7 protein-coding genes are annotated in these 10,230 nt (G+C 70.2%); 3 read left to right on the plus strand and 4 right to left on the minus strand.

The window, feature by feature from the left end; all coding sequences use genetic code 11:
- A partial coding sequence (locus SACSA_RS21920; RefSeq protein ID WP_019814613.1) for a sensor histidine kinase occupies window positions 1–2,442 on the minus strand: 2,442 nt, incomplete at its 3' end.
- Between the two features lie 182 nt (window positions 2,443–2,624).
- Here SACSA_RS21920 and SACSA_RS0107185 point away from each other — a divergent pair.
- From SACSA_RS0107185 to SACSA_RS0107195, 3 genes are read left to right on the plus strand one after another with little or no spacing between them, the layout of a single operon-like run.
- Complete coding sequence (locus SACSA_RS0107185; RefSeq protein WP_028661636.1) at window positions 2,625–3,596, plus strand: ABC transporter substrate-binding protein; 972 nt, start codon at window positions 2,625–2,627, stop codon at window positions 3,594–3,596.
- Window positions 3,597–3,620: 24 nt separating this feature from the next.
- Window positions 3,621–5,267: a DNA repair helicase XPB gene (locus SACSA_RS0107190; protein WP_019814615.1), complete on the plus strand. Its 1,647-nt coding sequence runs from the start codon at window positions 3,621–3,623 to the stop codon at window positions 5,265–5,267.
- Between the two features lies 1 nt (window position 5,268).
- A complete protein-coding gene (locus tag SACSA_RS0107195; RefSeq protein ID WP_232212861.1) occupies window positions 5,269–6,117 on the plus strand; it encodes a DUF72 domain-containing protein in 849 nt (282 codons plus the stop codon).
- A gap of 37 nt (window positions 6,118–6,154) precedes the next feature.
- On the opposite strand, the gene SACSA_RS0107200 is transcribed toward SACSA_RS0107195, so the two are convergent.
- From SACSA_RS0107200 to groL, 3 genes are all read right to left on the minus strand, one after another.
- Window positions 6,155–6,733: a type 1 glutamine amidotransferase domain-containing protein gene (locus SACSA_RS0107200; protein WP_019814618.1), complete on the minus strand. Its 579-nt coding sequence runs from the start codon at window positions 6,731–6,733 to the stop codon at window positions 6,155–6,157.
- A 130-nt stretch (window positions 6,734–6,863) separates the two neighbouring features.
- Window positions 6,864–8,111: an outer membrane protein assembly factor BamB family protein gene (locus SACSA_RS0107205; protein ID WP_157596662.1), complete on the minus strand. Its 1,248-nt coding sequence runs from the start codon at window positions 8,109–8,111 to the stop codon at window positions 6,864–6,866.
- A 217-nt stretch (window positions 8,112–8,328) separates the two neighbouring features.
- Window positions 8,329–9,963: a chaperonin GroEL gene (groL, locus tag SACSA_RS0107210; protein WP_019814622.1), complete on the minus strand. Its 1,635-nt coding sequence runs from the start codon at window positions 9,961–9,963 to the stop codon at window positions 8,329–8,331.
- Window positions 9,964–10,230: the final 267 nt, after the last annotated feature.

The following is a 10,230-nucleotide window of genomic DNA, read 5'->3' on the forward strand; positions in this document are numbered from 1 at the left end:
CCCGTCCGGCACGAGCCCGGTCGTCAGCTCGTCGGCGACGGGGTCGGCGGCCCAGGACGCGTCCTCGCCGGCGTCCCCGCCGACATCCTCGACGACAACGTTGTCGTCCGTCCCGTCCGCGACGTGTCCGCCCTCGTGCGGCCGGTGCTCGAAGAAGCCGTGCTCGTGGCGCCGTTCCTCGTCGGGTTCGTCGGCGGCCAGATCGTCAGCGGCGGGGTCGCCAGCGACGGGATCGTCAGCGGCCAGATCGTCGGCGGCGGGGCCGTCAACGGCGGAGTCGGCGGCGGGCGCCCCCGTCAGCGACCCACCGTCGGTGTCCTCCGCGACGAGCGACCCGCCGTCGGTGTCCTCCGCGACGTCCGCCCTCGTCGCGACGGAGGAGGCCCTCGGCGGCCCGAGCTCCACCGGCACCAGCGGCACCGGGTCGGGCTCGGCCCCGGTGCGGCGCGGCCTGCCGAGCGCGGTGTCCGGGTCGAACTCCACCAGTTCCGCGGGCACCACCACCGTCGCCGTGAGACCGCGCAGGTCGGCCGCCGCGAGACGCACCTCGACCCGGTGCCGCCCGGCCAGCCTGCCCACGACGTAGAGGCCCATCCGGCGGGACACCTCCACGTCGACGTCGGGAGGGTGGGCCAGCCGCTCGTTCGCCCTGCGGATCTCGGTCTCCGGCATTCCGGCGCCCCGGTCGGTGATGTCGATGCGCCACTGGCGGTCGGCGGTCAGCGAGCTGACCACAGAGACCGGCTCACTCGCGGGCGAGTACGCGGTGGCGTTCTCGAACAGCTCCGAGATCACATGAATCAGGTCCGGAGCCACGTCACCGGGCACCGACAGGTTCGGGGTCATCGCGACCTTGATCCGCTTGTAGTCCTCCACTTCGGACAAGGCCGCCCCGACGATCTCGTCGGCGCTCACGGAACCGGGCAGCGGCCGGGCGGATTCCTCCCCGGCGAGCACGAGGAGGTTCTCGCTGTTGCGCCGCATGCGTGTGGCCAGATGGTCCAGCTCGAACAGTCCACCGAGGATGTCCGGGTCCTGTTCGTGTTCCTCCATCCGGTCCAGCACGCCGAGCTGCCGCTCGACCAGGTCCTGGCTGCGCCGCGAGAGGTTGACGAACATCGAGTTGACGTTCTCGCGGAGCATGGCCTGTTCCCCGGCCAGGCGGACCGCCTCCCCGTGCACGGCGTCGAAGGCGCGCGCCACCTCCCCGAGTTCCTCGCGCGTGTACACCGGGACCGGCTCGACGGCTCGGGTCGCGGTGTCCTCGGGCCGGGGATGCTCCTCGGTGAGGATGTCCTCGACCGCGGCGGGCAGCCGGTGCTCGGCGACGTCGAGCGCGCTGGTGCGGAGCGTGCGCAGCGGCCGCACCAGCGAGCGCGTGATCACCACCGCGAGGACGGCGGCCACCAGCAACGCGCCGAGCACGATTCCGGCGTCCACCGCGGCGGAGCGGCGGGCCTCGGTGGCGAGCGCGTCGGACTGTTGCTGCACCCGCACGAGCAGTGCGTCCTGCACGCGCTTGACCAGGTTGATGGTGTAGGTGGACGAGGTGTCCCACTCCTCGGCCGAGATCCCGTCGAACCCGCGTCCCGCCTCGGCGCGCGTGAGCACCGACTCGACGATGCCGTTGCCGATGTCGACGACGAGGCCGATGACGGTGTCGGTGTACATGCGCTGTTGGCGTGGCGTCGCCAGGGTCAGGAAGTCCCCGCGCGCCGCGTCGAGCTCCGCCTCGGCGGCCAGCAGCGCCCGTTCGCGGTCCTCCGGCAGGCTGCCCCGGGCCAGCGCCTGGGCCACGATCGCCCGCTTGACCGACATCTGCTCCTTGACCCGCGCCAGCGCGTTCGCCGCGAGCCTGCTCCGGGCGAGGTCTCCGTCGGAGACGTGGGACACGGTCTGGTCGCCGATGTCCAGCAGGCCCGAGATCATCTCACGGTACGAGCGCAGCACCGCCTGTGGCGGCAGCTCGGTGTTCTCCCCCGCGTAGCGGAGTCCGGTCAGCATGTCGAGCCGGTCGCCCATGCGGGCGAACGCGTCGGCGGCCGCGGGGGAGAGCCCGTGCTCGGAGGCGGTCAGCGTGCGCTCGTACTCGCCGATCGCGGCGTCGAGGCGCTGCCGCTGCTCCCGCAGCTCCGGCGACGGGGGCCGACGCCCGGCGGCCACGAGGCGCACGGTGAGGTCGCGTTCCCGCTGGAGCTGGTGGACCACGTCGGCGACGGTGGTCTCGACCCGCACCCGTTCGGCGGCGGCGGCGAACCCGGCGGCCCGGTCGAGGTCCGCCTTCGCGCGCAGGCTCACCAGAACGAGGACCGCGACCGACGGGATGAGCAGCATCGCGATCAGCTTCGTGCGCAGCCGCCAGTTCCGCAGTCGCCACCGGCCGCCGACACGTCCGGCACCCCGCGCCTCATCCCGGCGGGGACGCTCGCTGCGACCGGTCACTCATGCTTCCTTTGGTCATATCGCAGTCGGGGCACATCCGAAAACGACCGGAGGGTAGCGACGCACCCGCGCGGCCACGGAACGCCCGAGGCTGGAGAAGGGTTGCGGGCGATGGTATTGGTTCGGTCGGCATATGCTCCACACCGATGGCGAAAGTCGCCCTGTGACCTTGGAGGCGATCGGTGCGAACCAGCGCACGCGTCGTGGGCGGGCTCGGCGCCGTCCTGCTGCTCGGCGCCTGTTCGGTGGTCGACCTCACCGAGCCCGGCGACGCTCCGCCTCCGCCGGAAACGGACGTCCTGCGGGTGGGTGTGGGCAACGCGATCGAGACGGCACCGGTGCGAATCGCGGTGGAGAACGGCGTGTTCGAACGCGCGGGCCTGCGTGTGGAACTCGTCGAACAAACCGGAGGAAAAGCCGCCCTGGAATCGTTGACAAACGGTCAACTCGATGTCGCGTTCGCGAGTAATGTCGCACTCTTCCGCGCCGCGGCCGACGGAACACCCTTGCGCTTGCAGGGTGAAGCCTACGTCGCCGGGTCCGATTCCATGGCCCTGGTCACCCCACCGGACGCGGAGGTCACCGAACCGGGTGATCTTCACGCTCCCCGGATCGCCGTCGCCGAGCGGGCGGGCCTCGGCACCCTCACCAGCGGCTCGGTACTCGACACCGTCGGGATCGACGAGAAATCGATCACCTTCGTTCCCGGGCCCACCTCCGGCCGGATGGAGGCGTTGCGCGCGGGCGAGGTGGACGCGGCCTGGATGGTCGAGCCGTATATCACCCTCGCCCAGAAGGACCACGGCGCTCGGGTACTGGCCGACTGCGCGCGCGGAGCCACCGAGACGTTCCCCATGTCGTCCTACGCCTCGACCAAGGAGTTCACCGAGGGGCATCCGCGCGCGCTGGCGCTGTTCCGGCACGCGCTGGCCGAGGCCCAGCGGCTCGGCACCGACCACACCCGCGTGCGGCAGGCGCTGCCCCGCCTGACCGACCTCGACGAGGTGACGGCGTCGCTGGTCTCGCTCGGGTCGTACCCGCCGGTGGTCAACGCCGTGCGGCTCCAGCGCGTGGCCGACCTCATGCAGGGGGCCGGAATGCTGCGCGACCGACTGGATGTGCGCTCGATGGTTCCCGAACCGGAACTCTCCTGACGCCGAGCACGTATAAAGGGAGGCGTGACTGATGGCCCCCTGATCGTCCAGTCGGACAAGACGGTGCTGCTCGAGGTGGATCACGAGCGGGCGGAGGACGCGCGCATCGCCATCGCCCCGTTCGCCGAGCTCGAACGCGCGCCCGAGCACGTGCACACCTACCGGGTGACGCCGCTGGCGCTGTGGAACGCGCGTGCCGCCGGGCACGACGCCGAGCAGGTGGTGGACGCGCTGACCACCTACTCACGGTTCCCGGTGCCGCAGCCGCTGTTGATCGACATCGTCGACACGATGGGGCGATTCGGGCGGTTGCAGCTGCAGAACGACCCGGCGCACGGCATCGTCATGGTCGCCACCGACCGCGCGGTGCTGGAAGAGGTGCTGCGCAACAAGAAGATCAGCCCCATGCTGGGCGCGCGCATCGACCCGGACACCGTGGTGGTGCACCCGTCGGAGCGGGGACGGCTCAAGCAGGCGCTGGTCAAGGTCGGGTGGCCCGCCGAGGACCTGGCGGGATACGTCGACGGCGAGTCGCACCCGATGTCGCTGGCCGAGGACGGCTGGGCACTGCGCGAGTACCAGCGTCAGGCCGCCGACGCGTTCCGGGCGGGCGGTTCCGGTGTGGTGGTGCTTCCCTGCGGCGCCGGCAAGACGCTGGTCGGCGCGGCCGCGATGGCGCGGGCCGAGGCGACGACGCTGATCCTGGTGACCAACACGGTCGCGGCCCGGCAGTGGAAGCGGGAGCTGGTGAACCGCACGTCGCTGACCGAGTCCGAGATCGGCGAGTACTCCGGCGAGAAGAAGGAGATCCGCCCCGTCACCATCGCGACCTACCAGGTGATCACCCGCAAGAGCAAGGGCGAGTACAAGCACCTCGAGCTGTTCGACTCCCGCGACTGGGGCCTGGTGATCTACGACGAGGTGCACCTGCTGCCCGCGCCGGTGTTCCGGATGACCGCCGATCTCCAGTCGCGGCGCAGGCTCGGGCTCACCGCGACGCTGGTGCGCGAGGACGGCCGCGAGGGCGACGTGTTCTCCCTGATCGGGCCCAAGCGCTACGACGTGCCGTGGCGCGACATCGAGGCGCAGGGCTGGATCGCGCCCGCCGAGTGCATCGAGGTCCGGGTGACACTGACCGACAACGAGCGCATCGGCTACGCGACCGCGGAGAGCGAGGAGCGCTACCGGCTCGCGTCCACGGCGCACACCAAGCTCGGCGTGATCCGCTCGATCGTCGACACGCACGCGGGCGAGCCGACCCTGGTGATCGGCGCGTACCTGGACCAGCTCGAGGAGCTGGGCGCGGCGCTCGACGCACCGGTGATCCAGGGCTCGACGACGAACAAGGAGCGCGAGGCGCTGTTCGAGCGGTTCCGGCAGGGGGAACTGGACACGCTCGTGGTGTCGAAGGTCGCCAACTTCTCGATCGACCTGCCGGAAGCCACGGTGGCCATCCAGGTGTCGGGCACGTTCGGCTCCCGGCAGGAAGAGGCACAGCGATTGGGCAGGCTGCTCAGGCCGAAGGAGGACGGACGGCAGGCCCACTTCTACTCGGTGGTCGCCCGCGACACCGTCGACACCGACTACGCCGCCCACCGCCAGCGCTTCCTGGCCGAACAGGGCTACGCCTACCGGATCGTGGACGCCGACGACCTGTTGCGCCCGCTGTGACGTGACTGCGCGGGTGGGGACGTCCGGCTGGATCTATCCGGCCTGGCGCGGCGTGTTCTACCCGGAGGGACTGCCGCGGCGACGCGAGCTGGAATACCTCGCGCACCGGGTGAACACCGTGGAGATCAACGGGTCGTTCTACTCGCTGCAACGGCCCGAACGCTACCGACGGTGGCATGACGAGACCCCGGACGACTTCGTGTTCGCCGTCAAGGGCGGACGTTTCATCACCCACATGAAACAGCTCCGGTCGGTCGAGGCGCCACTGGCGAACTTCTTCGCCTCCGGAGTGCTCGCGCTCGGCCGGAAACTCGGCCCCGTGCTCTGGCAGCTGCCGCCCCGGATGGCGTTCGACCCGGATCGGCTCGCGGCCTTCTTCGCGCTCCTGCCCCGCACCACCGCCGAGGCGGCCGAGCTGGCGCGCGGCCACGACGACAAGCTCACCTTCCCCCCGTACCTCGCCATCGACGCCGACCGGCCGCTCCGCCACGCCCTCGAGGTGCGCCACCCCAGCTTTCTCGCACGCCGGTGCCCTGACCTGCTGCGGGAACACGACATTTCCCTCGTCGTCGCGGACACGGCGGGAACGTGGCCGTTCCTGGACGAGGTCACGGCTGATTTCGTGTACGTGCGGCTGCACGGCGACGTGGAGCTTTACACCAGCGGCTACAGCGACGTGGCCCTGGAAAGCTGGGCGCGCCGGGTGACCGGGTGGCAGGCCGCCGGGCTGGACGTGTTCGTGTACTTCGACAACGACGCGAAGGTCAAGGCGCCGGGGGACGCGGTCGCGCTGGCCGACAAGGTCGGTGCTCGCCCCCGGCGACCGGCACCGGGGGACGAGACGCGGTGACGGCGGCGTCGGGGTGGGCACCGCCGTCACCACACCGTCAGGCGCCGGCCGCCTGCTTGGTGTGCTTGCCCTCGGCGATCTCCTCGACGAGCTTGTCGCAGAAGGCGGGCAGGTCATCGGGTTTGCGGCTGGAGACCAGGCCGTTGTCGGTCACGACCTCCTCGTCGACCCACTCCGCGCCCGCGTTGCGCAGATCCGTCTTCAAGCTCGGATAGGACGTCATCCGGCGTCCGCGCACGACATCGGCCTCGATCAACGTCCAGGGGCCGTGGCAGATGACGGCGACGGGCTTCTGCTGGGAGAAGAACTCGCCGACGAAGCGCACCGCGTTCGGATTGGTGCGCAGCATGTCCGGGTTCGCCACGCCACCCGGGAGCACCAACCCGTCGTAATCGTCCACCGACGCTTCGGTGATGACCTTGTCGACGGTGAAGGTGTCCCCCTTGTCCAGATGGTTGAAGGCCTGAATGCTGCCGGGCTGGAGGGAAATCAGCTCGGGGCGACCACCGGCGTCCTCGACCGCCTTCCACGGTTCGGTCAGCTCGATCTGTTCGGTGCCCTCGGGCGCCGCCACGAACGCGACCCGACGACCGGTGAGTGTGTCCGCCACGCTCATCACTCCTTTCACGGTGGGTACCGGTCGGGGGATACCCGTCCGGGGCCCGGAGCGAAACGACCGCGCCCCCGGCGGCGGCCGTTACCCGGGGCGCACGGCGGCGTGCGACGGCGTTCCACGGAAGAGGTGGTCACCCGACGGCGCGGTGCGCGCGCAGCCGTGGAGGCGAGCCGTCCCCGTCCCACTCGACCAGGGCGTAGCCGGGACGGACATCCACGATCCGGCCGCCCGACAGACCCAGCCCGTGGTCGAGGTCCGAGCCGCTACGGGCGTCCAGTGTCATCAGCCCGTCCGAGGAGGAGACGTAGACGACGCCGTTGTGCACGGCGTGCAGTGTGGGCGCCTCGCGCCGGTCGTCCGGCAGTTCCCACAGCGTTTCGACGCTCTCGGCGTCGAAGGCCACCATTCCGCCCCCGGTGCCGCAGACGATCGTGTCCGTCCCGTGCCGGCACGACCACTCCCCTTCGAGCGTCTCGCGGACCGACCCGTCGTCGACGCTCACCAGGTACGTCTCGTGCACCGAGCCGGCGCCGTCGGCCTGCTTGGCCCGCAGCACCACCGTGGTCGGTGTCACGACCGAGATCTGGTCGGCCAGAGTCCCACTCACGTAGTCCACCCCCGGCCCCTCCCAGAGACGGTCGCCGTCTGCCGCGTCGAGCCCGACGGGCCGGGCCGAGGTGAACCCCGTCTCCTCGTGGACGACCAGCGTGTCCCCGGCCAGTACGACGGGATCGATGTCGGCGGAGGACCACACGGTCTCGCCGTCCGAGGTGCGCAGCACGTAGGTTTTCGAGGCGGTCTCGATCACGGTGTACTCGCTGTTCGCGCCGATCACCTGGTGCGACACTCCCGCGCCGGAGTCCACCTCGACCACGCGTTGCCAGACCTTGTCGCCGGTCCCTGCGTCGTGGGCTCGGAAGACGTAGTCGTACTGGTCTCGGTAGGTACCGGACCCCTCGATCACCCGTGTGCCCGCGAGCAGGACGACATGGCGGTCACCCAGCGTAGCGGTGGCCGGTCCGCCGAGGGTGTACTCGGCGAACGGCCCGTTCCACTCGTGTGCCGTCCCGAAGGGCGTTCTGAACTCGGTCCGAACGCGACCATCCATCCCGCGGACACGCACACTGACCACGGAATCGGATTCCTCGGCGTCTCCCCCGTCGAGCGACGGGTCGACGACCGAAACCACCGCGTCCCCGGCCACGGCATACCCCTCGCCCTCGGCGACGAGCTCTCCCTCGGGTGCGAACTCGCGAGGTGGATCGAACCGGGTCGGTGAGGGAGCCCGGGACGACGACGTACTGGGCGACGCGCCCGCCGCACTCGCCTCGTCTCGCTCCCGTTCCTCCGGGTCCTCACCGCCGCACGCGGTCACCACGACGCACAGACAGAGCGCTCCGAACAAGCCCGTCGCTCGACACCACGAACGCACCGTACACCTCCGTTATGGGCATTAACTTATCGATGCTCAGTAACAGAGACGCCGCACGGCGCCACACGGTTCCGTTCGGCGCACCCGGCGCGCACGCGAACCGCCCGGAACAGCGAAAAGGCCCGGCCCCTGACGGGACCGGGCCTTCGCTATGCGGCAGGACTCACATCATGCCTTCCATGCCGCCCATGCCGCCGGTGGGGTCGCCCCCGCCGCCGTTGTTCTTCTCCGGCTTGTCCGCGACCACGGCCTCGGTGGTCAGGAACAGACCGGCGATCGACGCGGCGTTCTGGAGTGCGGACCGGGTCACCTTGGCGGGGTCGATGACGCCCGCGTTGACCAGGTCCTCGTACTCGCCGGTGGCGGCGTTGAGGCCCTGACCCTGCGGCAGGGTCTTGACCTTCTCCACCACGACGCCGCCCTCGAGACCGCTGTTGACGGCGATCTGCTTGAGCGGGCCCTCCACGGCGATCTTGACGATGTTCGCGCCGGTCGACTCGTCGCCGGACAGCGTGAGGCTGTCGAACGCGGCCTTGGACGCCTGGAGCAGGGCCACGCCACCACCGGCGACGATGCCCTCCTCAACGGCGGCCTTGGCGTTGCGCACCGCGTCCTCGATGCGGTGCTTGCGCTCCTTCAGCTCGACCTCGGTGGCGGCACCGGCCTTGATGACCGCGACACCACCGGCCAGCTTGGCCAGCCGCTCCTGCAGCTTCTCCCGGTCGTAGTCGGAGTCGCTGTTCTCGATCTCGGCGCGGATCTGGTTGACCCGGCCCTGGATCTGGTCCGCGTCGCCCGCGCCCTCGACGATGGTGGTCTCGTCCTTGGTCACGACGACCTTGCGGGCCTGACCCAGCAGGGAGATGTCGGCGTTCTCCAGCTTGAGGCCGACGTCCTCGCTGATGACCTGGCCGCCCGTGAGGATGGCCATGTCCTGCAGCATCGCCTTCCGGCGGTCACCGAAGCCCGGGGCCTTGACGGCGACGGACTTGAAGGTGCCGCGGATCTTGTTGACGACCAGGGTGGCCAGAGCCTCACCCTCGACGTCCTCGGCGATGATCAGCAGCGGCTTGTTGGACTGCATGACCTTCTCGAGGAGCGGCAGCATGTCCTTGACGTTCGAGATCTTCGACCCGAACAGCAGGACGTAGGGGTCCTCGAGAACGGCTTCCTGGCGCTCCGCGTCGGTGGCGAAGTAGCCGGACACGTAGCCCTTGTCGAAGCGCATACCCTCGGTGAGTTCCAGCTCGAGTCCGAAGGTGTTCGACTCCTCGACGGTGACGACGCCTTCCTTGCCGACCTTGTCGAGCGCCTCGGCGATCAGGTCACCGATCGTGCGGTCGGCCGCGGAGATCGACGCGGTGGCGGCGATCTGCTCCTTGGTCTCGACCTCGGTGGCCATCTTGTGCAGCTGCTCGGTGACAGCCTCGACGGCCTGCTCGATGCCGCGCTTCAGCGCGATGGGGTCGGCACCGGCGGCGACGTTGCGCAGCCCCTCCTTGACGAGGGCCTGGGCGAGCACGGTGGCGGTGGTGGTGCCGTCACCGGCGACGTCGTCGGTCTTCTTGGCGACTTCCTTGACGAGTTCCGCGCCGATCTTCTCCCACGGGTCCTCGAGCTCGATCTCCTTCGCGATCGAGACACCGTCGTTGGTGATCGTCGGCGCGCCCCACTTCTTCTCGAGCACGACGTTGCGGCCACGGGGGCCGAGCGTCACCTTGACGGCCTCGGCGAGGGTGTTGAGGCCCCGCTCGAGCCCGCGGCGGGCGTCCTCGTCGAACGCAATCAGTTTGGCCATTGCGGTGTGGTCCTCCGGTAGTCAGGACACGTCCTCGGCCAGGCTCGGTGCCCGCGACGGACGACCAGTTCGCTCAGGCGAACGTGGCCTCACCGTCCCGACCTTCAGGCGGTGGTCGGCGACCGACCGCCTGGCACTCGACGGTGGCGAGTGCCAATTCCGTGTTTAGCACTCTCGGGGTGAGAGTGCAAGCAGGGGGGTCGGCGCGGGGAGCGCGGCGGGGGCCGCTACGGCGGTCCCAGGCCCGCGTGCACCAGGGCGGGCGCC

This window comes from Saccharomonospora saliphila YIM 90502, assembly GCF_000383795.1.
Classification (GTDB): domain Bacteria; phylum Actinomycetota; class Actinomycetes; order Mycobacteriales; family Pseudonocardiaceae; genus Saccharomonospora; species Saccharomonospora saliphila.

Coding starts and splice junctions, on each gene's coding strand:
- groL (WP_019814622.1), bottom strand. CDS start 9,963: ATGGCCAAACTGATTGCGTTCGACGAGGACGCCCGCCGCGGGCTCGAG.
- SACSA_RS0107200 (WP_019814618.1), bottom strand. CDS start 6,733: ATGAGCGTGGCGGACACACTCACCGGTCGTCGGGTCGCGTTCGTGGCG.